Raw genomic sequence first — 25652 nt, 5'->3', positions numbered from 1 at the left:
GCGATTTAGATAATTAGACTATTCTAATTAATGATTAATGCTTGGGTTGATATCTATACATAATGAACCTACTCCTTTAACAGCTTATTCAGAAGAACAACGACAAGTAATGAAGAAACCCAGCTGATCTTCTAGTGTGAAGGTAGCTGGATTTTAAAGTTAAATGAGAAAACAGCACTTAATAAGAGGTGATAATTTCCTGAAATATCATATAGTGTAAATTCTATCAGGTCAACTTACAATCCCTTTATATGTCCATTTGTTGAATCCGTTTAATTAACTCTTCAAGCCAAGAAATTGTGTGCTCTGTTCTAGTTGAAATATAGCCACCAAGAAATTCTTTAAGATTTTCTTTATCTTTGTCTACCTGAATCTGCTTGTCAAAATCCATAATATGCTCCCAATGAGCAATAAATATTTTTAATTTTTTTTCTAGTATTTCTACTACTTTATCACGATCCACATACTTGATGTTTAATAACCCTACCACCATTTCACTAATAGTATCCGCATTTTCAAACACTTTGTAGATTTTTTTCGGTAGTTCTTCACGACCTTTAGTCATAATCCCAAATACTTGTTTATCAGGTCGATGTTCTTCTTTTATGATTTCGACTATCTCAATTAAACCCTGTTTTACTAATGAATCAAAATGGTAGTACAGTTTACTTTCTGTCACCCCACCTAGTTGATCTAATGGAACGGGATCTGAAAGCTGTTTTTTTATTTTATAAGGATAAGTGTTACCCTCCATCAGTTTGCTCAATATAAAAATTTGTGTGTCCATTCTCTATGCTCCCTCAAGAATAATTGTCCTTAATTTAGCAAAACTAAGCTGTGATTTCAGTAGTATTCTTAGCGTCTGTGGCCGGAACATATACTGACATTGGTTTGTGGAAAATAGCGACGATAATAATATTAATTAACATCGCAACCGCGCCAACAGCAACCATCGACCAAATATATGGACTTGGACTAATGCTTCCATATAAGTTTGCAAAGTACGCTTGTACCGAGTAATACATTGGTGAAATGTGGCTCATCCATTCATATGGTAAGTACATCATTTCACGTGTAATTGTGGCACCATTTGCTAATGTTTGTGTAAATAAAATTGGTAAGTTTAAAATCATTCCGCCTTCACCTAATAAGAAGATTGAAATCGCTGTGAAGTTGAAGCATACCATATAATTTAAAGTTTGTTGCCCTACTAAACTGAAGAACAGGTCACCACCACTTGGCTCATTGATTAAATATGCTACGCCTGTAGCAACTAGTGACGATACAACTGCAATCACTAACGCAATTAATTGTACATAAATGAATAAACGTGTTTTGCTCGCTTTTTTACGGCTTGCTTTAAATGCGCCTACTAATTGCATCGACCCGATCATCGCACCAACATAGCCGGCCATTGTTAAGAACATTGGTAGCATATTATTATGCATACCGTCTGGTATTTCGTTAATTGTAACTACATTTCCTACATAAGCTGTTTCTATATTTTCCGCTACTTCCGCAGCTTGCTTCTCTGGTACATTGAAGTTCATTAACACGTCTTGTGCTGTTTGTTGTGAGAATTGTGCGCTTAACTGGTTGTTAATTTCCGTAACGATTGAATTCATAGTGGAAGAAACAACTGTTGCCCCAGCTTCATTAATTGTAAAGTCGATACTGGATGAAGTCTCGCCATTTTTCATATCTGCAGAGAATGTTTCTGGAATGTGCACGACCAATCCTAAATCATTTTTCTCTAAATCTTTTAAGGCTTTTTTATTCGTTAAACCCGTCTCGATTTCTTTAAACGGTAAATTCACTTGTAACTGGCTGGCAATCTTTGCCCCGTATTCACCAGCATCCTCGTTGACAATAGCAATCGGTAATTTATCGATGTTTCCTGGAATTGCTGTATAACCAGGTAAGAAGATGCCTAGCATTGCGATTGCGTAGAAAATCCCCATGAAAATTGCAGCATTCGCACCTTTTGTTTTTAAGAACTGAGTAAATTTCATATGTTGCATCCTTCCTGAAGATAAAATAAATAATATTCAAAGCACTCTATTCTTTTTATAAAGTCAATTGTATGTATGGTTAATTCAATAAGAGATTCCTAACTAAAAACCCCGAATAAGTCTGATCTTATCCAGGGGATAGTTTGTTATATGAATGTCCACACGATTATTTCGACTGTTTAGTTACATAATCATTAAAGTCAGAAATGCTTGGGTTGGCCATGTAATGACCGCCTTCCACTTGGATCGTCTGACCTGTAATGAATTTGGACTCATCAGATGCAAGGAATAGAACGGTATATCCGATATCATCCGCTTCACCATGGTATGGTAATGCATTAAATTTCGCAAAAATATCGAGTACAGCAGGAGGCATATTATTTTTCGCTGCAGGAGTTAATATAAGACCTGGAGCCACTCCGTTACAACGAATATGATCTTTACCATACTGAGCAGCGATATAACGAGTCAAATTCACTACAGCAGCTTTGGACGCCCCATATGCAGATCGTACAGCGTCACCTGTAAATCCAGCCATAGAGGCTGTATTGATAATGGAACCGCCTCCAGCTTTAATCATGTGAGGAATTGCAAATCTGCTTCCCAATAGCACACTTTTTAAATTCACATCCATCAGTCTGTCCCATTCTTCCAAATCTAAATTCACGACATCCAGATCTTTTTGTAAGTTAGTCAAACCCACATTATTAACAAGTACCGTAATCGTTCCATATTGTTCAATTGTGAAGTCGACAGCTACCTGGATTGAGTCTGCTTTTCCAGCATCCAAGAAAATTCCAACTGCTTCCCCACCTTGTTTTTTTATGTTTTCAGCCGCTTCTTTTGCTCCTGCTTCGTTAAAATCGGCAATCACGACTTTTGCGCCTTCCTTCGCCATCAATGTGGATATCGATAACCCTATACCTGATGCCCCACCTGTCACTAATGCTACTTTCCCTTGCACTCTTCCCATAATAATCCACCTTCTTATTAAAATATGTTGCATCTTTCCTTAAGTTAAAATACATTTTAATCAAACCACTTTAATTAAGCTACTTTGAACAAAGTGGTTTGGTTAAAGTACATTTAGCAATGTACTCTATTCTTTTTATAAAGTCAATTGTATGTATGGTAATTTTAGCTACTTAACTAAAATTACCAAATAGGTTAATTTTATACGGATTATAGTTTAAGAAAATATGAGAAGAAAAAGCGATATTGTAAACGATATGAATAAAGCAATACATCGCGTATCGCCAAGCGATACCGCACTATCAATACGGGAAAAGAAACAGATATCGCATTTTTAGAAACGCAATATGATCAACTTTTGATAGCATTTAAAGATATGGCAGTAGAGTATGCAGCCATCAGAGAGAAAGTTGAATCTATGGAAGAATACACAAGAGAAATTGCTTCTTCAGTTGGGGAATTGATGAAGAAATATGAAGAAGAAAAACGGTTGTTTAAAGAAAAGTTAGATCTAGCAGTGGATTATATACAGAAGCAAGAGGAAATCCCGAAAAAGAAGAGAAAAAGGACATTTGGAAATAGATTAAACAGTAAGGTGCTTTGGTGAAAGAAGAATTAATTGATTATAAGATTGATTATAAGGACTCGCTTGTTGAACAAGAAGTAAAGGAGTGATACATATTAGTCATGTATCACTCCTTATTTTTTATGGCTTCTTTAATTTAAGTCACGATAAGGTTATAAATAATCAATCTTTTTTATAAAACTACATCTTACTAAAAACAGCTATAAGTCGATTATATGACATAAGTGAGGTCTGCCTCTTAACTAATTAGCTCATAGTGACTGTTCCACGTACTGCTTTTTTTCCATGTAAGAAATAATATAAGAAGATGCAAGCAAAAATTACGATAGCCATCGTCATATACAATCCGCGAAAGCCCATGACAGGAATTAAAGATCCTAGAATAAATGGTCCAATCCCTACTCCTAAATCAGTAAAGATAAAGTAAGTAGACGTTGCCAACCCCATTCGATGTTTTGGAGACACCTTAATCGAAATCGCTTGAGCACTAGACATAAATGTTCCATAGCCAAGTCCAACAAATACTCCAGCTACTAAAAGGGAATAGCCAAGATGTACTTGACTAAGAATGAGCAAACCGATAGCAAAAAATAAAAAGGCTGGATACATCACAAAATTTTCACCCTTGGTATCAAACCACCGGCCAGTAAACGGTCTAGATACTAAAATTGCCACAGCATACACAACAAAGAAGAAACTAGCGACATCAACTAAATGAATTTCCTGTGAATAAGATGTAATGAAGGTAAGAATACTTGAGTAACACAATCCAACAAAGACAGCAATGATTGAAATGGGAAAAGCTTTCGTTTCAAAGAAGTTGCTAAGCTTAAATTCTTTCATGTTTGCTAATTGTTCTTTTGTAAATTCCACTTTGGCCACTTTTAAGAAGAAAGCAGCAATAAAGCTAACAAGTAACAGAATTGTACATAAAATGAAATTCATATTAAAGCCGACATGTTGATTGATAAAGATGCCTAAAAATGGTCCGATTGCAGCAGCAAGAGTCACGCTCAATGCATAATAACCGGTACCTTCCCCGCGTCGTTCATTCGGGATAACACTTGCGACAATGGTTCCTGTCGCTGTTGAAGCCATCCCAAAAGCAGCACCGTGTAAGAAACGAACCACTAAAAGGGTGGTCATGCTGTTCACGACAAAATAGAGAAGTGTGACAATTAAAATCGAAATAAAGCCAATATACAACATCTTTTTTCTACCCACTTGTTCAATGGATTTCCCTGAGAAAAGACGTGCAACGAGTGCCCCTAATACGAAAATACCAGATGCAAGACCTGCCATACTTGGTGAAGCGTGAAATTTCTCAATCGCATACACGGATATCGTTGCGATTAATAAGTAAAAAGTGAAATATAGGAAAAAGTTTGCGGTAGAAACGATTAGAAAATCCTTCGTCCATAATTTCGGTTTATTCATTTTATTTCCCCTCTTTATTATTTAGATTTTCTCGTATCAATGGAAAAACCTGAAAAGCAGCCTCCAGCATATTTTCAGGAATGTCTTTCATAATCATGTGTTCCAACTCCGTAATCTTTGCACGGCATGTTTGATAAATTTCTTCACCAGAATCGGTAAGCTCAATAATTTTTTCACGGCGATCTTTTCCTGGAATTTGTTTAACAAGTAGCATTTCTTCCAAACGATGAACAGATCTCGTAATAGAAGGTTTTTCGATATTGTAATGGCTAGATATATCCACAAGAGTGGAAGGCCCGTTATTTTTTACGAAAAAAATAACCTGCCACAAAGAGTAGGAAAGGTCATATTCGCCGAGCAGCACATTCAACTTGGTAATGAGCGGTCTGTATACAGATAAATAATGCCGAAAAAAACCTTGCAAGTAGATCTCTCCTTTTAAAATAATGGTTACCTTTATTAACTGTTAACAAGGTTAACTATACTCTTTTTCTCGAAATTGTCAAGTTAGATAGGAATGAAAAGGCGGTTGGCTGATATATTTGCAAATCGGCTGATAAAGGATATTAAGCGGCTGATAAAATAGAAAAACGGGCTGATATTGTCTTTCGCAACTCTCTTTTTTCAATAAACACTTTACTCATACCAAGGCAGTTCTGCTTTCATCTTCTTGCCTTTTTTCTTTTTCTTATTGGTAATTTGCCAATCATCGTCTGTTTTCTGCAAGACATACACATAGTTTGTCCCATCCGCTCTTTTAAATAAAACATAGCCTTGGCTACCGTTTATAAAGGTAACGGGGTCAATGACATTTTTAAACGGCGGTTTAATCTCAGGATTTAGCAAAGTTGTTATAATTTTTTCTGCAATATGAGCAAGAGGTATAAAATCCTTCTGTATTTCAGATTCAAATAAAAGCTGATCATACGTATACATCTGATAATCTTTTAAATGGAGCTCAAATGTTTGTTGGATATCGGCTAGAGCTTCTTGATAAAATTGCCCTATTTTCTTTTCTTCCTCGTCCCCGAGATGAACGAAATCTACCACTTTTACTGCATCTGGTTTTACTTCGAAGGTAATTGTATCCGTGCCATAGGGAGGATTATGGGCATGTTCAAAAGTCATCACTTGCACCTTTACAATACAGTTAAATCCACCTTCTTCTACTCTTTGAATATGGACGATTTTTGCATCATATAATCCGTATTGTTTGCTTGTTTGATAAAATTTTTGAATCTCTTTTGAAATAGCAGGATTTAGTGTCGATAGTAACGTATCGTGTAACTCTTGATAATTTGGGCTTGCCGTAACGATATTCGGTTGCAAAATAAAATTTAAGATAACGAATGTAAAAATATAGGCCCAATTTTTCAACGTAATTTCCTCCCCAAGCATTTACGGTTACTATGTCCTAACACAAAATATATTATGAGCAATCATCTTGAGCGGATTCAAATCATAGAAGGAAATTGGCTTGGACATATGGAATGTAAGTGTATCTACCCTGAGATGTCTTGCGTATATGTGTCTGACTAAACCTAATAAGAGGTGGTTATGAAAATGGCGCAATTTGTGAAGGTTGAAAAGGAAGCCAATCTAGCTATTATTACGATTATGAATCCCCCTTTGAACGTCATCAATAGACAGGTCTTTCGAGATTTAAAAGAAGTCTATACAGATATTAAGCATGATCATGAGACGGTTGCGGTTATTATAACGGGATCCGGCTATACGGCATTTGCAGCAGGAGCAGATATTAAAGAATTTCCAGACATGTTCGGTGATGAGAATATAAGACAGCAAATTAGCGAATGCCATGAGGCGCTGGATCTTATCGCTACATGTCCAAAGCCGACGATCGCTGTCTTAAACGGCATCACACTCGGTGGTGGCTGTGAGCTAGCGCTTGCTTGTGATATTCGCATCGCCGAGGAACAGATTCAAATCGGCCTACCTGAAGTGAAGCTTGGCTTATTCCCAGGTGGGGGTGGTACACAGAGATTACCCCGCCTAATAGGAACAGCAAAGGCGAAGGAGATGATGCTGACGGGTGACCCGATATCCGCACTGCAAGCGGAAAAAATCGGTCTCGTCAATCGGGTCGTTAGAAGAGGACACGGCCTAATCGAAGGGAAAAATCTCGCAGCTAAAATCGCTAAAAACTCCTTGCAATCATTATCGAGGATCAAACAAGCCATTGATGAAGGATATGAAACCTCGATTGACAGAGGACTTCAATTAGAGGCTGAATTGTTTGTCGAGGTTTTTCGAACAGAAGATAGTAAAGAAGGCGTTTTGGCATTCATCGAAAAACGCAAACCGATGTTTCAGCATAAATAAGCGACTGCAAAGCAAAAAGAGCCAAGATTTGTCCCATTAAGGGTCAAACTTGGCTTATTTTATTCTGATTTAAAACCCTCTACTTATGGAAGTTTCACATCAACATCCTTTTCTCCTTCAGTCGTTTCTTCATCAGCATGAAATGTCGGTTCGACTATCTCTTCATTTTTTAGACCGCTTCTAAAGAAATAAATAAAAATCATTCCGATAATGCCTAAAATGATGATAAAGCCAATTGTTACGACCCACCACAAAGTCATATAAACTCCCCCTTTGTACAGGTATATGCCGAAACCTAGATTTTTTTCCAAATTCCACTTCGTATAATTTAAATCTTGGTTCAAACACTAAGTAAAAAAGAGCAGAGGAGCGGAATTATGAAAAGGCTTATAATCGTACCAATGGTGCTGATGTTGTTCTTTGTCACACAGCTGGAAGCTTTCGCAACAAATTCGAATGCACCGAATCATTGGGGCTTTAATAAAGGAAAAAATGAGCAGCCTGCACAAGCGGGTACCAAGCTTGATGAGATGATGAAGAAGCATGGTGCTTTATATAAAGGAAGCTCAGACAAGAAGAATATTTATCTAACCTTTGATAATGGCTATGAAAATGGCTATACAGCTAATATTCTAAATATCCTGCGCCGCCAAAAAGTGCCGGCAACGTTTTTCGTGACAGGGCATTATTTGAAGACAACGCCAGAATTGGTTGTAAGAATGGTAAAGGAAGGTCATATCGTCGGCAATCATTCCTGGAGTCATCCAGATATGACGTCAAAATCGGACGAAGCTATTCGAAATGAATTACAGAAAGTAAAAGAAGAAACGGAGCGAATTACAGGGCAGAAAACGATGAACTATTTACGCCCACCTCGAGGAATCTTTAGTGAGCGAACGATGGCCATCGCTAATCAAGAAGGATATACCCATATCTTCTGGTCGCTAGCCTTTAAAGATTGGGTTGTCGATCAACAAAAAGGAGCAAACTATTCGTATAGTGAAGTGATGAAGCAGATACATCCTGGTGCGATTCTTTTACTGCATACTGTATCAAAAGATAACGCCGAAGCACTTGATTCGATCATTACTGATTTGAAAAAGCGGGGGTATACGTTTAAGAGCTTGGATGATTTAATGATTGAACAGCAACTGGCGAATCCGATGTTGTACTAGGGGTCAGACCTCACACTCTTTATATGTGTCATTTACATGTCGTTTAAACCAGATAGATTAGATGTGGGTAGATTTTATTAGAAGAGCAATCATTTATATGCTATTCTTGTTGGAAAAAGGAAGCAATGAAGGTGATAGGATGGCGACTAAATTTAAAATCGAACAACCAAAGATTCCTTATGATGTAACTCCAACAGACTTTCAATATATGGATGAACCTTATTATGAATTGTGCATCATAAGTGATTGCTCGATCATCGGAGAAGATATCCAGCGAATCAGATTTGAACAAGTGATATTTAAAAATGTGACCTTTATTGATGTATCATTCCGCAATATTGAATTAACAGATGTGATTTTTGAAAAGTGTAACCTATCCAATACAGATTTTAGCGATGCCATTATTCATCGCGTTGAATTTAAGGAATCGAAACTCTTAGGATTGAATCTTTCTGATGCAACATTAGGAAATGTTCGATTCGAAAATTGTCATGCAAACTTAAGTAATTTTGGTTTTGCGAAATTAAAACAGGTTCTGTTTGATTCGTGTTCGCTTTGCAATGTCGATGTATTTGAAGCTAAGTTTAGTAAAGTCGCTTTCAAGCAATGTGATTTAAATGAAGCAAACTTTATCGGAACTTCGCTCAAAGGCGTGGATCTAAGCAGTTGTCAATTTCAAAGTATAAGCGTAGCACTGGAGGACCTTAAAGGCTGTGAGGTTTCATCAGAGCAAGCAATTGGTTTTGCTGCTTTGATGGGATTAAAGATTAAGGAGTAAGAAAAAGCCAATTCTTCTAAACGTTGAGGAATTGGCTTTTTATATTTACTATGACAGAAGGGTATAATGATCCCTTCAATTCTTCACAAAGTTAAATTCAAAGAACAACTAGTAGACATGGAATTGAACCAATTGTGACTCATTAGGAATACAGTGAAAAGGCTAGAAATATTCATGAATTCATAACGAAAAAAGGCTCGAAGAAATTTCTCCAAGCTTCTTTTTAGCTACAATTGTACCGGGATAAGATCATAAAAACTTATTAGGTCAATGAGTTAGAGGTCTTATTATTTTTTATAGTTGCGTAAATTATAAGGACTAAAAGAATGAGTCCCAGAACAAGCGATGATCCAGTAGTCCCTAGATTTAACCCTCCTTTTTCAGTTGGTTTAGTAAGAAGATCTCCAAATGTTGCTCCAAAAGGGCGAGTTAAGACAAAGGCAACCCAAAATAAGAAGACGCGAGAAATTTTTGTAAAATATTTGGCTAGGACGATGAGAGCTAATAGAATTCCGATTAGTACGGCTCCTCCAACATATCCAAGCCCAGAACTATCTGCCAAGAAATCGCCTAAAGCTGTGCCTAAAGTATTGGAGAATAGGATGGCAACCCAATAAAGAATTTCAACTTTACGTGTGTGAATATCATGAATATTCAACGAACGTTCACTAGCATACCAATAGGCAAATATAATTAATAAGATACAAACTAATATCGTGGAACCCATTGCATAGCCTAACCCTAGAGTACGATCCATAAAATCAGACATCGTGGTTCCAGCGACGGCGGTTGACGTAATGACGAGCCAATAGATGATTGGGTAATACCTTTTTGATAGTAGTTGCGCGATAAGAGTAATGATAAAAAGAGCAAATAAAATAATCGTACTGACCCCGTATCCAACCCCCATCGTCATGGACAACAAGTCACCTGCTGTTTCGCCTAATGTAGTGGCATCAATCTTCATGATCCAAAAGAGAAGCGTGACTTGTGGAATTTTATTCATTTGTGATTGATCTCTCCCTTCCATAGTATGTCTTTTCTATTATGTTGAATTGTCCTACTAGCTATTCATAGGTGTTGGTTTAGTAGGGGATATGTTTTTTTCAACTCAAGTGTAGAGGATAGAAGAAGACTATAGGTTTTGCCGCATCTCTATGCTTGATCCGCAGCCGACAATTTTTCCAGGTACCGCACCGTATCACAAATATGCTATAATACGTGGAAAACTGTTAAAGGAAGGTATTATGTGGACGGAAACGATACAGGTAGAAGCTCCTTATAATTTTGATTTAGTTCTTGACCGCTTACGCTTAGATCCTTTACATGTCATTGATTTTGAAGAGCGGACGATTAAGGTGCCGCTATATATAGAAGAAACACCGCTTGTCGTTCACATTCAAAGTATCGGCAATACGGACAATCCGATGTTTATTTTGCAAGGGGAGCGAAATGAATATAAGGAAGAAGCACTTGAGAGAGTAAAGAAAGTATTCCATTTTCATGAACCATTATCAAAAATCGCATCGCATTTTCAAGAGACCGATCTACAGGCATTATTTACCGAGCATCACGGTACACCTATTGTGTTAGACTTCGATTATTATAACTGTCTTGTGAGATGCATCATTCATCAACAACTGAACCTCTCCTTTGCCCATACGCTGACAGAACGCTATGTAAAAACATTCGGCTTTGAAATAGATGGTGTGCCATTTTTCCCGACACCAGAACGTGCATCCCAATTAACGGTGGAAGAATTGCGTGATATTCAATTCAGCACGCGAAAAGCAGAGTATGTGATTGGTTTATCGCAGAAGATAACCACTGGAGAGTTACACTTAAAACAACTAGCAGAACAAACAGACACGGAAATCATCGATACACTCGTAAAGATAAGAGGAATTGGCAATTGGACGGCAGAAAACTTCCTGCTATTTGGCGTAGGAAGACCGAACTTGTTTCCAATCGCTGACATTGGCATCCAAAGGGCTGTGCAGCAATTATACAATTTGCCACAAAAACCGACCAAAGAAGAAATGCTAAAATATAGCGAAAGCTGGTCGCCCTATTTGAGCTATGCCTCCCTCTATTTATGGAGAAGTACGGAAAAACGGAGTGAAAAGAAATGAGCCAAACTCAAGATCAACAACTAGAAGTCAACCAAACTTTCCCATTAACGATAAAACGAATCGGCATTAACGGCGAAGGAGTCGGTTATTTTAAGAAAAAAGTCGTCTTCGTCCCTGGTGCCTTGCCTGGCGAAGAAATCGTCGCGATTGCAACAAAAGTAGATACGAAATTTTCGCAAGCAAAAATTAAACAAATCCGCAAAGCGTCACCACACCGGGTTGCAGCACCTTGCCCGGTTTATGAACAATGCGGTGGCTGCCAGCTGCAGCATCTTAGCTATGACCAACAGCTTGTTGAAAAACGTGACATCGTCGTTCAAGCGATGGAACGCTATCTACGCGTTCCAATCGAATCATTAAATATTAAAGAAACGATTGGCATGGAAGATCCGTGGAATTACCGAAACAAAAGCCAGTTCCAAGTCGGCATGAAAGAAGGCAAAATCATCGCCGGACTATACGGTGTCAACTCACACCAGCTGATCGATATTCCAAACTGTCTGGTTCAGCATAAAGCAACGAATAAAGTCACACGAATTGTGAAGAAAATCTTAAAGAACTTAGATATTTCCATTTATAACGAGCGGAAGAAAAAAGGTGTAATCCGTACCGTCATTACACGCGTCGGTTTCGAAACAGGAGAAGTCCAAGTCGTCTTAGTCACAAGAACAACCGAAATCCCAAGAAAAGACGAGCTCATCAAGCAAATTCGCGATCAACTACCAGAAGTGAAATCACTCGTCCAAAACGTGAATGACCGCAATACATCCGTCATCTTTGGCGACAAAACGATTCACCTAGCAGGAGAACGCATCATCAATGAAACACTTGGAGACTTATCTTACGAACTATCAGCTCGTACCTTCTTCCAGCTGAATCCTGTCCAAACGGTCAAGCTTTACAACGAAGTAAAGCAAGCAGCAGCGCTAACAGGAAAAGAAAAAGTCGTCGACGCCTATTGCGGAGTCGGAACAATTGGCCTCTGGCTATCGGATCAAGCCAAAGAAGTTCGCGGTATGGACATCATCAAAGAATCGATCGATGACGCTAAGAAAAATGCAAAAAAACATAACCGAAGTAACGTTCATTACGAAGTTGGTAAAGCAGAAAATGTCATGCCACGTTGGGTAAAGGAAGGCTTTAGACCAGACGTTATTGTTGTGGATCCACCAAGAACTGGCTGTGACCAAGCATTATTACGCACAATGATGAAAGTAAAACCAAAGAAGATTGTGTATGTGTCTTGTAATCCATCGACATTGGCGAAGGATTTGCAGGAGCTGAGTAAGCTTTATAAGGTGGAGAGCATGCAGCCGGTGGATATGTTTCCGCAGACGAGTCATGTGGAGTGCGTAGCACAACTTATATTAAAGTAAACAATTATTTTAAACATACTAACATTAGTAGCACAAACCACGGCCATGGTTTGTGCTACTATTTTTTTATAGTAGAAGTGAAGGAAGGTCGAACAGCCCCTGGGACCGATGGAGAGTCCGTATCAAAAACCGACCAACTTCACAACCTTATGTGAATCAGTTTAGTATGTTGGATCCGTGAAATCGTGTAAAAGAAAATGGAATCGATAAGGTACTGTGAAGACTTGCTAAAAAGGAGAAGAAAGAAATGAAACATGTAGTTGCTCTTGATGTTAGTATGGGCAAAAGCATAATCGTTATTTATAACACAAATCGGCCATGCGAGTATGAGGGGGAACTTCACCATACACGTCCTTCAGAGGAGGTATTGAAAGAAAACATTACACCAATTATCCGTTTTAGACGGACAAACACCTGAAATAAAAAACTGGAACGTAAAAAAATGAAGAACTCTATTTCAATGGAAATAAGGTAGAAAAGATTCATTATCAGACATTATTCATGTTTTTCTATGTGGAACTGCGAACCCCGAGTGGCGGCGGTTGAGAAAAGTTTTCAGGGGGATAAAGTGGAATTTATAATATACCGAATTAGGGAGATACTTTGGTATCTCTTTTTTTATGATAAGCAGAATATTAAAATAAATGCTAAAATAGAATATATTTACAAAAATAAAATTCAAACTAGATGGGCTATAAATGAAAGATTTAATGCAAAAAGTTATTAAGTTTAGAGATGAGCGTGGATGGGCCCCTTATCACAATGAAAAAGATCTAGCGATATCTATATCTCTAGAAGCAAATGAACTCTTAGAAAATTTTCAGTGGAGAAATAGTGAAGAAGCGGTCGCTGAATCTATACAGAATATTAAAGAAGAGATGGCGGATGTATTTATATATCTTCTTCAGTTAGCAGAAAAAATGAATATAGATTTGGAGGAGGAAGCATTTAAGAAAATAGAGAAGAATGCTCTAAAATATCCAATAAATAAAGTAAAGTAAAGTGATAGGTTTATATTGAATCATTCTTCAATTTGTCAGCAATTATGAGGTAGGTAGAATACAATATGAGTAAAATAGATATAAAATCAATGTCTTTTGACAAGACATCAATAGATAGTATTAATGGTTATTATACCGATTATCCTGTAGTTTACTTTCTAAATAATGATACTACGGTCTATATTGGCGAAACGGTAGCAGTGAGAAATCGTATGAGGGATCATTTAAATAATCGTGAGAGAAAATCATTAAAGAAGATGTCGCTTATTATTCATGAAAAGTTTAATTGATCTGCAACATACAATATTGAAACCAAGTTGATCAATTATTTTTTAGCGGATGAACGGTACAAACTACAAAACAAGAGTCAAACAGTTAATAGTGTGATGCACAATTATTATGAAAAAAAATTCTTTAATGAGGAATTGTTTGAAGATATATGGGATGAGCTTTTAGATAGGGATATAGTAGATAATTCTAGATCTACTATTGAAAATAAGGATATTTTTAAGCTATCCCCATTCAAAGAATTATCGATAGAACAGTTGGAACTTCAACAGAAGATTATTGACGTTTGTAAAAAACACATTAATGATGATGAGCCATATGTTTTCTTAGTTAAAGGAGAAGCAGGTGTAGGAAAAAGTGTTGTACTAAGTTCAGTTATTAACAAAATCCAAGAGCTATCCAAGGAAAAATCATCAGCTTTATATAAAACTAATAATTATTTATTAGTAAATCATACAGAGATGCTAAAAACATATAAGAAAATAGCTGGTAATGTAAAAGCGCTCACTAAAAAGAATTTTGAAAAACCAACATCTTTTATTAATCAACGGAAAAAATTGATAGAAAAGGCTGATATTGTGTTAGTTGATGAAGCTCATTTATTGTTAACAAAGCCTGATCCCTATAATAATTTTGTTGAGGATAATCAGTTACAAGAGATTATTGGGCATAGCAAAATTGTTATTGCAGTGTATGATGATAAGCAAGTGTTAAAGATGAAAAGCTACTGGGATGAAGAAAGGCTTCACTCTATTATAGGGAATTATAATACTGAACCTACTTATAAGCTAACTAACCAATTCCGAATGCATGCAAATAATGAAATGGTGAATTGGATTGACCATTTTGTTGAAAAGAAGATTACAAAAATACCTAAAGACCCTGAATATGATATTAAAATCTTCGAGTCAGCGGCTACAATGTATAACGTAATACAAAAAATGAATAAGGAATATGGTTTAGCGAGAATCGTATCTACATTCGATTATATACATAAGAAAGACAATGAAGAGTATTACGTAGAAGAAGAGGATTTTAAACTCCCTTGGAATGGTGATTACGGAAATATTACATGGGCAGAAAAAGCAGGAACAGTAAGAGAAGTGGGGTCTATATATACAATACAAGGTTTTGATTTAAACTATGTTGGTGTAATTTTGGGCCCATCAATTACATATGATGAAAGCAAAGATGAATTGAAAATTATTACAGAGAATTATAAGGACACGGAAGCTTTTAGAGGAAAAGATGAATTCCAAAATAGTGAGGATATTAAGGAAAAGATCATATTAAATTCAATTAATGTTCTTATGAAGAGAGGAATACATGGGCTGTATATTTATGCTAGTGATCCGAAATTAAGATCTAGATTGTTGGAACTTCAAAGAAATCAATAAAATTGTAGCTGATATGAGAATTCAGCTTTGATGAAATTAGTAGAGTCTATCTTGCTTTCAATTTATAGTACACGGAAATAAAAGACACTCGACTATTCGAGTGTCTAATTTGAATGTGTAAATTAGTCGTAAAAGATAGAACACTTAATCCATCAAAGAGGTTAGTGTAATGTGAATTTGATCAATATTGGACTGCGTTGGATAAGTATGCTTTTAATAAAAAGGAGAAGGACATGGATAGTGTATTTAGAGGTCAATTAATAAAAATAATGAATGAGTATTTAGGTGCTAAAAAAGATGCTTTTGGAGGACATCATCTTGGTAGTTTTGTTAGGAATGAAGTACCAAAGGAAATAAGCGAGTTCTCCTTTATTCCGAATAATCAATTTGTGATAACTGGATCTGTGGGTCAAGGGAACTGGGCAGCTATTCCATGGATTGCAATTATGAATAAAAATGTAACAGTATCAACCCAGCGTGGATATTATATTGTTTACTTATTTAGTGAAGATATGGATTGGCTATATCTCACATTTGCCCAGGGGGTTACTGAAACATCAAAAGAAGAAATGGTGAAGGTCAAAGAAGAGATTCGTGAGTCAATCACCATGGACAATAAGGTTCGTAAAGATGAAAAGATCTTTTTGGGTAATAGTTCTAAAGCTAAACAATATGTATTTTCTACTGCTGCTTACATTGAATATGATATTAAGAATATACCAGCGGAAGAAGTACTAGTAACAGATCTTAAAAATATGGTTAGTTATTATGAGGAGTACATAACTTTCAAAAATAAACAATACGTATTAAATGAACTCGAAGAACCTGTAGTGATAAAAGAGGAAGATAACTCATATTTAACATCTTCAAATCTTGTCGATCAAATTCATTCCTATATAACTAGTAAAGGATTTTACTATTCAAAAGAAGAGGTAATTAATCTTTTTCTATCCTTAAAAACAAAACCATTTGTTATTTTATCAGGAATCTCAGGTACTGGTAAAACAAAGATGGTACAATGGTTTGCGGAAAGTTTGGGAGCGACAGAAGAAAATGGTCAATTTAACCTGATTCCTATTCGGCCAGATTGGAATGATGGTTCTGAATTGTTGGGATATGTCGACATAAAAGGTGATTTTAAAGAAGGCCCTCTAACAAGAATTATTAAAAATGCTAATGAGAGTCCGCGTTTGTTGTACTTTGTACTGCTTGATGAAATGAACTTAGCTCGTGTTGAGTATTATTTTAGTGATATTTTGAGTGTAATGGAAAGTCGACAATGGCAGAATGGCAAAATAGTAACCTCAAATCTTTTATCAAAAGAAATGACTGGGGATTCACTGAAGATACCTTCAAATTTATATATAATTGGTACAGTGAATATGGATGAAACAACACATCCATTTAGTAAAAAAGTTTTGGACCGTGCAAATACGATTGAGTTTAATAGAGTGGAATTAGGCAATCTGAGTTTTCTTGATGATATAGAGGAGGTAACACCTATTGCTGTTTTAAACGAAAGATTGTCTTCAAAGTTTTTGCACCTTAAGGATGTTTATCAAACACATCCAGAGATAGTCATTAAGACAACAGAAGGGCTCGAAAAAATAAATAAATCTCTTCAATTAATGAATGCTCATATTGGCTATAGAGTAAGAGATGAAATCTGTTTTTATCTTGCATATAACGAAGATGATCAGTTAATGAAATATGAGGATGCTCTTGATCATTGTATTCTGCAAAAAATATTACCGAGAATTACAGGCAGTGACTCGCGTGTTGAGCAAATGTTAACGGAGCTTTATAGGATCTTTACAAATAAAGAATTTGTAGAAGGTAGTGACAGCTTTGAGTCCGATCTAGAAACTGCCATATATCCTTATAGTGCTAAGAAAGTATTAGAGATGCTTAGGAGGTTAAAAGAAGATGGTTTCACTTCCTTCTGGATCTCGTGAGGATGTTGAGCTTGTTCGAATTGAAACACATGATCTATCTCTTATCATTAAAGGAAAGCCATACCATCAGCGATATGAGGGGCTTAAACAATACCGTTTGATGGACTTTCACGACACGATGGAATTCTCTATACATGGAAAGGGAATTCAAAAAATAGAAGTATATGATGTCAATCAACAGCAGCTAGTCGATTCTAGAGAACTAAGACCAATTTTTTTTGAGAATGGAATTTATCAAGTTATCATAATGCCGAAAAATGAAGTTGAATTAACTTTTTATCACGAGCATCCTTTACTACGACAAGCAATCTCAAAGGTAAATGTTGCATCTCAGTATATGCTAATGGGAAACTTGCAATTTCAAAATGAAGTTGGGTTATCAACTTTTGAGATTAGGTCTGAAAAAGAGAAATTATTAGAAGTAACGTTGGAGATTTATCCATCAAAGCTGGATTATAAAAATGATTATAAAAAGCTTTTAGAAGAGGTTAATGATGAGATCTATAATCTGGCATATCATTTTATCCGTAAAACCTATTTAGGTGCAACAATTAAATTAGATGGAACTCCTTCAATGGCCGAGTTTTATCGTTTAATTAGTAAACACTTTGATCAATTCTTGCAAGCTGTAAAGAGGATTGAACTGCAGCCTCATCACCTTCTTCAAAATTCATATGTAAAAGTAAGAGGAGATCAGCTAAGTAAGCTTGATTCAAGAGGAAGAGCGTACCTTCGTAAGAGACCCGCGTTGTTTGTAGAAGTTGAAAAAGGCATTAATGTGCAGAATAAAACATTAATGCCCACCGAAGGCTTACGAATAAAAAAAGAATTAACGAATGATACATTAGAAAATCGATTTATTAAATTAATGATGAGTAGACTAATCCATAAGTTATCTGATTTATTGGATAGATTATTAAATCAAAGAAGATGGATGAACGAAAAACCTGACTCAGATTTAATTGAAAAAATTAATAAAATGATTAAACAACTAGAAATCAAACAAAAAAGCCCTTTCTGGAAACAGATTGGCATGCTTGACCGATCGGTGTATAGTTTAGTTTTACAAATGGCACCTGGTTATAGGGATGCGTATCAAATTTTCCTAACCGTTTCAAAAGGGTTAACCCTTCAAGGAAAGTTATATCAAATGTCTTTAAAAGATGTTGCGACCCTATACGAGTATTGGACTTTCCTTAAATTAGGACAAATTCTTAATAAAAAATATGATCTTGTTAGCCAAGATATTATTAAAGTAAATCGAGAAGGATTATTTGTTAATTTAGAATCTAATCGAACTGCTAGACGAATTTTTCAGCACCCTATTACGAAAGAAAAGATTATATTAACATATCAAAAATACGAAGGGAACTTACCTACCATTCCTCAAAAACCTGACACGATGCTGAGTATTGAGAAAAAAGGTAGAGATTACTCCTTTAATTATATCTTTGATGCTAAGTATCGAATTGATTATGCACAAGAGGGTAGTTATTATCAATCACGTTATAAAACACCTGGTCCGATAGAAGATGATATAAATACTATGCATCGTTATAGGGATTCTATTGTTATTGCTAATAATGGCCCGTTTGAACGTACAGCGTTTGGTGCTTATGTCCTTTTTCCATGGTTTGAAGAAGATATATATCAAGAGCATCACTTTTATAAAAGTATAGATAAAGTGAATATAGGTGCATTACCTTTTTTACCTAATGCAACAAACTTGGTAGAACAAATTATTGAAAGGTTAATCGAAAGTAGTCCTGAGGAAATACAAAAAGAGGGTATTCTTCCTAAGGGTACAAAAGAACAGTGGTTTTCAGATCTTGATGAAAAGGTTCTTGTCGGGTTGGTGTCATCAAATGAAGACTATCTCTCCTTTGTGCAAAAGGGTTACTATCAAATACCAATAAATCTTCTTAAAAAAGGATGGCAAGATGCAAAGTATATTGGACTATATGTTAAAAATGGTATTGCAGATGTTAATGGCGTGAACATGTACGGAACAATCACCGACATTAACTTTGTCCAAGGGCACATAAATGGGAAGAATGAAGAGTATGTGAAATTTCAAGTCAATCATTGGAACAATTTAAAACAAATGATTCGTCCAGTTAATTATGGAATTGCTAGTTATATCATTACTTCAATAAACATCTTAAAAGATGCAAAGGAACTTCCTGAACTGTTTATGAAATCAAAAAATGAAATTGTTCTTTGGAGAATGATAAGAAGGATTTCAGACAAAGCTAAGGTAACTCTAAACCGGAAGAATATTGACGAGGCAACTAACATAGATTCCTATTTTATTAAAAATATTTCTATTCACATTGAAAAAGGAACAAGAAATATTGTTTTCAATAAATTAAATCAAAAGATCATTTTAAATTTAAATGATTTAGAACGACAACCCTCATTTGTTTTTAAAACATTATTGAAGTTATTGGAAGAATAGCAGAGTATAGAAATGAATTATATATGAAGTTAAAGCTTTTATTAAATATATCGGATTTGATAGAAGATGATTGGGAACGGTTTGTTTATTTCTGTCCCCCAAGTTGTCCCAAAGTTGTCCCAAAGTTGTTCCAAATACTATAAAAGGTGTTGACATGTTTAAAATGTAACCTGGAGGTAAGGGAAAGGGTTAATTAGAAAGGTATTTAGAATTAATCAAAGTAAACCATATCATAAGTAAATGATATACTGATAATTTAGCAGACCTTATATTTTCATTAAATAGCAATAGATCAATGTCAGCAGTTGCTTATAAAAACATAGACAACCGAGAACTTCAAAAAAATACTCGGTTGTCTGTTGGTTTATTTATTTTTATTTTTATTTTTTTTTCTAATATAGCGGTGAATATGACAGAAAGATTCCAAATATCCAGGGCAATCAAAGCAGCGATCCGTTGCTTACATATCCTCCTAAATCAAGTGCTACTGGTGATAAGAATGGAACAAGCATCGCCTCATTCCAAACAAAGAATGTTAGTGAACTTCCCTAAAACCATTAAAGAAAGTGTGAAGCACACAGGCTCCTTTAACTTCACCCCAATCATTCTAAAGATCGCCGCATAGGCTAATCCTCTAGAGATTTCGGTTAAAATCTGAAATCCATTTATTGAACCAGCTGAAAATTAAATAGGGTTCAATACGGTCCCCAAAAAGGATAAAGGAAGCGCTCCTAGTAAGGAGACCGATAATCCTAGAATAATTATGAAATAAAGTGTTTTTAACTGTGGTTCTGGTTTTGTTAATAATTGACATCTATCGATCCGCAGGCCGAGCAATACGGAAGGAAGAATCGGGAACATAAAGCGAAATAAAATAGGAATAAAAGGAAAGTAAAGCAATCTTATAATCGTGGACTAAGGTAGTGTCTTTGGCTGAAACCTCTGGAGTATATCCATAATCTCTGGTGGTTTGCATGATGAAGCCCCATAATATTGGACTAAATATGATATAGAATAAAGTGATAAAAGTAAAGGTTCGAATCAGTGTTTTGATTTCACGTGTTAATAGTCAGCCAACGAGAAACCCAGCTAACCCGCAGACCATCAGAATATCTTAACCTTCAATGAGAAAGCTAAACAATTCCAAATAGAATCAAATACCGGGAATGTCGACATATAGTCTGTAAGGAATCTTTTTCACTTTTTCCTTTTGAGATTTGACTTTCAAATGCCAGAACAAACCCATGCCCTACTAAAACGGCAAACATCGCTCTTGCTTGGTTATCTATAATAAACATGCCAAAAAGGTTCACGATTTGATCTAAGAAGTTAATACTTTCCACCCTATACATGATCCCAGGTTCAGTGGCGTACAATATAGTGGAGCATGTGCAAGTGCAATTAGTAGTACCATAGAAACTCTAGCTAGATCTAATGAAACGGCAAGTTTTTTTCTTTTTGTTGTTCTAATGTTTAATGGAAAGGTCATACTGATCTTCTCCTTGGTCTATTACAAATACCCCTAGCTTGCACAAATCTTTACGTAAATGCTTCGCTTTTTTCTTATCGCCATTCCTGAAGGGAATTTCGTCTCAATAAAATAAATTAGGAGGTGTTAGTTTCCAAAGGGAACTAGTTCAAGCTGAAAAAGAAGCGAAGTATAAAGGTTTTAGATATACTCGATTGACTGCCTGTAAATAATTATGATGACATTAATACTAGAAAGGGAATATATTGATGTTATTAAAAGTTGAGGATTTAAGGGGGATTTTTCATATTTTGGTTTGTAATATATAGATATGGTATTGGAATTTAACTCAAACACAATAGGTTAGCTTGGAGTAGAGCTAATCATTTTATTATTTTAATATAAAGGAAAATATTTCTCCTTATTAAAACTTTTTGTAGGTAGTAGCGAAAATTAACAAACTCGTATTTCCGAACTCTATCACATTAAGCATTGTCAGTAGAATAATACCATAATGAAAGCTGCCTATCTTAATCAATATGGCAGCTTTTTCAGGTTAAAATATCCGTTTGATAAACTTCTATCGAATGTGGAAAGTAAGTAATACAATCCAATATATGAGATTACATTAAATCACTCTACTAAATTAAAATTATCTTAAAAATTCCCTTTTTACAAATTGCAGAGATTCTTTAACATCGGCATCCAATTTAGCTTCATCTGCTTTTTCAGAAAGATCTCTCCAAATTTTAATATCAGTACCTACAATGCCTCCAGGGCGAACGAATGGTTCCATCACTATATAGCCATCATAATTGATGTCGCGAAGTGCCTGACCCATTTCTGACCATGGCATATGACCCTTGCCAGGAACTTTTCGATTACACTCACCAATGTGAAAATGTCCTAAATATTCACCAGTATAACGAATGGCATCACCAATAAAATCTTCTTCAATGTTCATATGAAAGCTGTCTAACATGACTTTAACATTGTCTTTTCCTATATCTTTTACCAATTCAACCGCTTCTTTCGCATCATTTACTAAAAATTGCTCAAATCTATTTAAAGTCTCTATTAACAAGGTAATATCATATTGAGCAGCATAATCGGCCAATTCCCTCATACTCTTTATACTTTGTTTCCGAGCTTCTGGTTTGTTTATTGGTTTTGTGTAATCTACAGGCCAATAAGAATAGATTGTACCGCCAATCTTATGTATACCTGCTTTATGCAGTGCATCTAAAATCTTTTTCATAAAATAAATTCCATTTTGCCTAATGTTTTCATCTCTGGAGGATACATCGTATTCTATTGGAAGTCCAATTCCTGCCGTTAAAGTAATATTGTATTTCTCGGCTTCAAACCTTAAAGAATATAAATCTTCGTCAGACATATTCACAATTCCTGCAGCTCCTACCTCTAACACATCAAATCCAAGGTCAGAAACTTTTTTTACATATTTAAGATAATTTGTATCCCAATCTTCTTCCCAATAAGCAAAATAGATTCCATACTTCATTCTTAACGCCTCCATTATAATAATTTATATATTGTATAAACTTCCTCTAATAAAGAGAAAGTGCTTACAAAAAATAAGAGGTCAGATGAATATTTCGATTTCTTGTTTATTGAATTCATAATTTAAGTATGTTACTATGTAGTAACAATACGATATAAATATGCTATGTATCAATAATAAGAATCCCTGAAGGAATATGTCAAGGAAAATATAAGATATTGAATTTGAAAATTCAAATAAAATCTAGGTTAATAGAAGAGAATATATAGAAAAAGGAATGAAGTGAGGAATGGTTTTATTGAAAAATGTGCGATTGGATAAATCAGTGCCAATACCATTGTATTTCCAACTAAAAGAACTAATTTTATCAGAAATCAAAGAAGGTAATTATAAGATTGGGAGTCTAATTCCTACAGAAAATGAATTGAGTGAGATGTTTGATATTAGCCGTACAACCGTAAGGCAAGCAATAACGGAACTTGCTCAAGAGGGCTGGTTATATCGTGTGAAAAGTAAAGGAACATTTGTATCCAAGCCAAAGATTGACCAAAGTTTCATTCAGGCTTTAGGTTCTTTTAATGATCAAATTGCAGATTTGGGAAGAACCCCCAGCACAGAGCTTCTTGATTTTGAAGTGATAATAGCTCCTGTTGAAGTGGCAAAAGAGCTTAAATTAAAACCAAATGAAAAGGTAGTTTACATTCATCGTAAACGCTTTGCAGATGAAGATCCTATTGTCATGGTAAAGACGTATCTTCCATTTAACAAGTGCAAGTTTGTTTTGAATCATGATTTAGAAAAAGAGTCATTATATCCTGTTTTAGCATTACATGATGATACGCAGATATATAAAATCCGCCGTCTCATAGAAGCTGTAGAGGCAGACGATTATGATATTGAAAATCTAAATATTAGTAGTGATAAGGCAATACAGCAATTTCTTTCGATTGGTTATAACGTATATGATGAACCGATTGAATACTCATTAGCGAGATATCGGGGAGATAGAAACAGGTTCGAGGTAATAATCTCGGCCAATTCACCAAAATAGTTCATTATCATCTATGGTTCCATCCTTGCGAATGGGAGCATAGATGATAAAAAATATATGATTTTAGAATAGATTTAAGGGGTGCTAAAAAGATGACAAAATATATTTTAGCTCATGACTTAGGAACATCGGGGAACAAGGCTACTGTATTTTCAGAAAATGGTAAATTAATTGGAAGTTCTGTCTATTCTTATTCTACTGATTATTTTAATGACACATGGGTAGAGCAGGATGCAGAGGATTGGTGGGAGGCCGTATGCATCACAAGTAAGAAATTAATTGGATCTTTAGGTATTAATCCGCTAGATATTGCCGTTGTTAGCTTTAGTGGCCAAATGATGGGATGTCTTTGTGTGGACAAATCAGGGAATCCTTTGCGAAGGGCAATTATTTGGGCTGATCAGCGTGCCCAAAAACAAGTAGCCCAAATTGAAGAATATATCACTCAAAAGGACTTTTATCATATTGTCGGTCATCGTAATACGGCCTCATATGGAATTCAAAAGCTTATGTGGGTTCGAGATAATGAACCGGAAATATATGAGCAAACGTATAAAACCTTAAATGCAAAGGATTTCATTGTATCCCGACTTACTGGGAATTTTTATACAGACTTTTCAGATGGGAACAGTAATGGATGTTTTGATTTGGTGAATTTAAAATGGTCCGATGAAATTATCGAGTATGCAGGAATAGACCCAGATAAACTTCCTGAATTAAAGCCCTCAACCTTTGTTGCTGGAGGAGTAACAAAGAAAGCGGCAGAAGCAACAGGTTTAGCTGAAGGAACATCTGTTGTTATTGGTGGCGGTGATGGTGTAACGGCAAGCGTAGGCGCAGGATCCATAAGTCCTGGGAAAACCTATTGCAGTATCGGGACATCCGCATGGATTACGACAGCATCTGAAAAACCAATTTTTGACGAAGAAATGAGAACGGTTACATGGGCGCATGTAGTTCCTGGATTGTATGCTCCAAATGGTACTATGCAAACTGCTGGTGGGTCCTATAATTGGGTGAAAAATACCATCTGCCAATATGAAATCCAAGAAGCAGAGGCCAATGGGAAGTCACCCTATGAATATATGAATACACAAATCGAACAGTCTCCTGTCGGCTCAAACGGTGTTATTTTTCTTCCGTATCTCCTAGGGGAAAGAGCCCCTAGATGGGATGCTCAGGCAAAAGGTGCATTTATTGGTTTGAAATCTGAAAATCAACGAGGAGATTTACTCCGAAGTGTTTTAGAGGGGGTAACGATGAATCTCTCTATCATTTTAGACATTCTCCGCAAACATATGGATATTGATGAAATGCTTGTCGTTGGCGGTGGAGCGAAAGGTGCTGTTTGGCGCCAAATCATCGCGGATGTATATAATGCGAAGATTATTGTCCCAAACCTGTTAGAAGAAGCAGGCAGTATGGGAGCTGCTGTAACAGGTGGTGTAGGGGTAGGAATGTATAAAGATTTTAATATAATTAATCAATTCATTGAAATTAATCATGTACATACACCTAATTCAGAGGCAGTTTTAGACTATCAGCCTATTAAGAAAGTCTTTGATAATTGTTATTTTGCCTTGAAAGATGTTTTTGCAATAGATAAATAGGTAAAGTTGGTATGGTTAATTATTTCATTATTTACTACAAAAAATGTTGATGGAAGCTCAAAAAGAAGGTTATGCAGTAGGTGCATTTATT

The 25652-nt window shown here is 35.7% G+C and carries 24 protein-coding genes and 1 pseudogene; 14 read left to right on the top strand and 11 right to left on the bottom strand.

The features are described from left to right. Positions 1 to 247 precede the first annotated feature (247 nt). From HNP81_RS08675 to HNP81_RS08665, 3 genes are all read right to left on the bottom strand, one after another. Positions 248 to 787, bottom strand: a complete 540-nt coding sequence (locus tag HNP81_RS08675) for a helix-turn-helix domain-containing protein (RefSeq protein WP_182502335.1) — start codon at positions 785 to 787, stop codon at positions 248 to 250. Positions 788 to 830: 43 nt separating this feature from the next. Continuing rightward, the gene (locus tag HNP81_RS08670) at positions 831 to 2012 is read right to left on the bottom strand and encodes a YhgE/Pip domain-containing protein (protein WP_182502334.1); all 1182 of its coding nucleotides are present in this window, start codon (positions 2010 to 2012) and stop codon (positions 831 to 833) included. A gap of 166 nt (positions 2013 to 2178) precedes the next feature. Continuing rightward, positions 2179 to 2985 (bottom strand): SDR family NAD(P)-dependent oxidoreductase, encoded by an 807-nt coding sequence (locus tag HNP81_RS08665; protein ID WP_182502333.1) that lies wholly within the window; start codon positions 2983 to 2985, stop codon positions 2179 to 2181. Positions 2986 to 3360: 375 nt separating this feature from the next. On the opposite strand from HNP81_RS08665, the gene HNP81_RS08660 reads away from it, so the two are divergent. After that, positions 3361 to 3591, top strand: a complete 231-nt coding sequence (locus HNP81_RS08660) for a hypothetical protein (RefSeq protein WP_182502332.1) — start codon at positions 3361 to 3363, stop codon at positions 3589 to 3591. 225 nt (positions 3592 to 3816) lie between these two features. On the opposite strand, the gene HNP81_RS08655 is transcribed toward HNP81_RS08660, so the two are convergent. From HNP81_RS08655 to HNP81_RS08645, 3 genes are all read right to left on the bottom strand, one after another. Beyond that, positions 3817 to 5007, bottom strand: coding sequence for an MFS transporter (locus tag HNP81_RS08655; protein WP_182502331.1), 1191 nt, complete (start codon positions 5005 to 5007; stop codon positions 3817 to 3819). Between the two features lies 1 nt (position 5008). Next, on the bottom strand, positions 5009 to 5431 hold the full coding sequence (locus tag HNP81_RS08650; protein WP_028389926.1) for a MarR family winged helix-turn-helix transcriptional regulator: 423 nt from the start codon (positions 5429 to 5431) through the stop codon (positions 5009 to 5011). Between the two features lie 212 nt (positions 5432 to 5643). Beyond that, on the bottom strand, positions 5644 to 6384 hold the full coding sequence (locus HNP81_RS08645) for a DUF3888 domain-containing protein (RefSeq protein WP_182502330.1): 741 nt from the start codon (positions 6382 to 6384) through the stop codon (positions 5644 to 5646). 180 nt (positions 6385 to 6564) lie between these two features. On the opposite strand from HNP81_RS08645, the gene HNP81_RS08640 reads away from it, so the two are divergent. Then, the gene (locus HNP81_RS08640; RefSeq protein ID WP_182502329.1) at positions 6565 to 7350 is read left to right on the top strand and encodes an enoyl-CoA hydratase/isomerase family protein; all 786 of its coding nucleotides are present in this window, start codon (positions 6565 to 6567) and stop codon (positions 7348 to 7350) included. 83 nt (positions 7351 to 7433) lie between these two features. Here HNP81_RS08640 and HNP81_RS08635 read toward each other — a convergent pair whose 3' ends face one another. After that, positions 7434 to 7610: a hypothetical protein gene (locus HNP81_RS08635; protein WP_182502328.1), complete on the bottom strand. Its 177-nt coding sequence runs from the start codon at positions 7608 to 7610 to the stop codon at positions 7434 to 7436. 117 nt (positions 7611 to 7727) lie between these two features. On the opposite strand from HNP81_RS08635, the gene pdaA reads away from it, so the two are divergent. Both pdaA and HNP81_RS08625 read left to right on the top strand, forming a co-directional pair. After that, the gene (gene pdaA, locus HNP81_RS08630; RefSeq protein ID WP_182502327.1) at positions 7728 to 8525 is read left to right on the top strand and encodes a delta-lactam-biosynthetic de-N-acetylase; all 798 of its coding nucleotides are present in this window, start codon (positions 7728 to 7730) and stop codon (positions 8523 to 8525) included. Between the two features lie 139 nt (positions 8526 to 8664). Beyond that, positions 8665 to 9303, top strand: a complete 639-nt coding sequence (locus tag HNP81_RS08625; RefSeq protein WP_182502326.1) for a pentapeptide repeat-containing protein — start codon at positions 8665 to 8667, stop codon at positions 9301 to 9303. A gap of 262 nt (positions 9304 to 9565) precedes the next feature. Here HNP81_RS08625 and HNP81_RS08620 read toward each other — a convergent pair whose 3' ends face one another. After that, entirely contained in the window at positions 9566 to 10309 is a 744-nt protein-coding gene (locus HNP81_RS08620) for a COG4705 family protein (protein WP_182502325.1), read from the bottom strand. A gap of 241 nt (positions 10310 to 10550) precedes the next feature. Here HNP81_RS08620 and HNP81_RS08615 point away from each other — a divergent pair, with 241 nt between their 5' ends. The 8 genes from HNP81_RS08615 (at position 10551) to HNP81_RS08585 (ending at position 19910) form a co-directional block, all read left to right on the top strand. Next, positions 10551 to 11435: a DNA-3-methyladenine glycosylase family protein gene (locus tag HNP81_RS08615; RefSeq protein WP_182502324.1), complete on the top strand. Its 885-nt coding sequence runs from the start codon at positions 10551 to 10553 to the stop codon at positions 11433 to 11435. Continuing rightward, a complete protein-coding gene (rlmD, locus tag HNP81_RS08610) occupies positions 11432 to 12811 on the top strand; it encodes a 23S rRNA (uracil(1939)-C(5))-methyltransferase RlmD (RefSeq protein ID WP_182502323.1) in 1380 nt (459 codons plus the stop codon). The genes HNP81_RS08615 and rlmD overlap by 4 nt, the downstream gene beginning before the upstream one ends. Before the next feature lie 247 nt (positions 12812 to 13058). Next, a complete protein-coding gene (locus HNP81_RS08605; RefSeq protein ID WP_182502322.1) occupies positions 13059 to 13229 on the top strand; it encodes a hypothetical protein in 171 nt (56 codons plus the stop codon). A gap of 280 nt (positions 13230 to 13509) precedes the next feature. Continuing rightward, positions 13510 to 13812 carry a nucleotide pyrophosphohydrolase gene (locus HNP81_RS08600; protein WP_182502321.1) on the top strand — a complete coding sequence of 101 codons (303 nt, stop codon included), beginning with the start codon at positions 13510 to 13512 and terminating at the stop codon, positions 13810 to 13812. Positions 13813 to 13877: 65 nt separating this feature from the next. Then, the gene (locus HNP81_RS24435; RefSeq protein ID WP_312859662.1) at positions 13878 to 14102 is read left to right on the top strand and encodes a GIY-YIG nuclease family protein; all 225 of its coding nucleotides are present in this window, start codon (positions 13878 to 13880) and stop codon (positions 14100 to 14102) included. 135 nt (positions 14103 to 14237) lie between these two features. Continuing rightward, positions 14238 to 15497 (top strand): DUF2075 domain-containing protein, encoded by a 1260-nt coding sequence (locus tag HNP81_RS08595; RefSeq protein WP_312859661.1) that lies wholly within the window; start codon positions 14238 to 14240, stop codon positions 15495 to 15497. Positions 15498 to 15730: 233 nt separating this feature from the next. Beyond that, positions 15731 to 17452 (top strand): MrcB family domain-containing protein, encoded by a 1722-nt coding sequence (locus HNP81_RS08590; protein ID WP_182502320.1) that lies wholly within the window; start codon positions 15731 to 15733, stop codon positions 17450 to 17452. Next, positions 17424 to 19910 (top strand): restriction endonuclease-like protein, encoded by a 2487-nt coding sequence (locus HNP81_RS08585; protein WP_182502319.1) that lies wholly within the window; start codon positions 17424 to 17426, stop codon positions 19908 to 19910. The genes HNP81_RS08590 and HNP81_RS08585 overlap by 29 nt, the downstream gene beginning before the upstream one ends. A gap of 336 nt (positions 19911 to 20246) precedes the next feature. Here HNP81_RS08585 and HNP81_RS23795 read toward each other — a convergent pair. The 3 genes and pseudogenes from HNP81_RS23795 to HNP81_RS08580 form a co-directional block, all read right to left on the bottom strand. Next, positions 20247 to 21399, bottom strand: a pseudogene (locus HNP81_RS23795) (DUF418 domain-containing protein). Further along, complete coding sequence (locus HNP81_RS24875; protein ID WP_446686513.1) at positions 21377 to 21445, bottom strand: hypothetical protein; 69 nt, start codon at positions 21443 to 21445, stop codon at positions 21377 to 21379. The pseudogene HNP81_RS23795 and the gene HNP81_RS24875 overlap by 23 nt, the downstream one beginning before the upstream one ends. Positions 21446 to 22030: 585 nt before the next feature. After that, positions 22031 to 22900, bottom strand: a complete 870-nt coding sequence (locus HNP81_RS08580; protein WP_182502318.1) for a D-psicose 3-epimerase — start codon at positions 22898 to 22900, stop codon at positions 22031 to 22033. Between the two features lie 289 nt (positions 22901 to 23189). On the opposite strand from HNP81_RS08580, the gene HNP81_RS08575 reads away from it, so the two are divergent. After that, positions 23190 to 23951: a GntR family transcriptional regulator gene (locus tag HNP81_RS08575; RefSeq protein WP_028389936.1), complete on the top strand. Its 762-nt coding sequence runs from the start codon at positions 23190 to 23192 to the stop codon at positions 23949 to 23951. 92 nt (positions 23952 to 24043) lie between these two features. Beyond that, a complete protein-coding gene (gene xylB, locus HNP81_RS08570; RefSeq protein WP_182502317.1) occupies positions 24044 to 25561 on the top strand; it encodes a xylulokinase in 1518 nt (505 codons plus the stop codon). Positions 25562 to 25652 lie beyond the last annotated feature (91 nt).

Source organism: Peribacillus huizhouensis, assembly GCF_014138605.1.
In the GTDB taxonomy this organism is placed as follows: domain Bacteria; phylum Bacillota; class Bacilli; order Bacillales; family DSM-1321; genus Peribacillus; species Peribacillus huizhouensis.
This window is presented reverse-complemented; position numbering and strand designations above follow the sequence as displayed.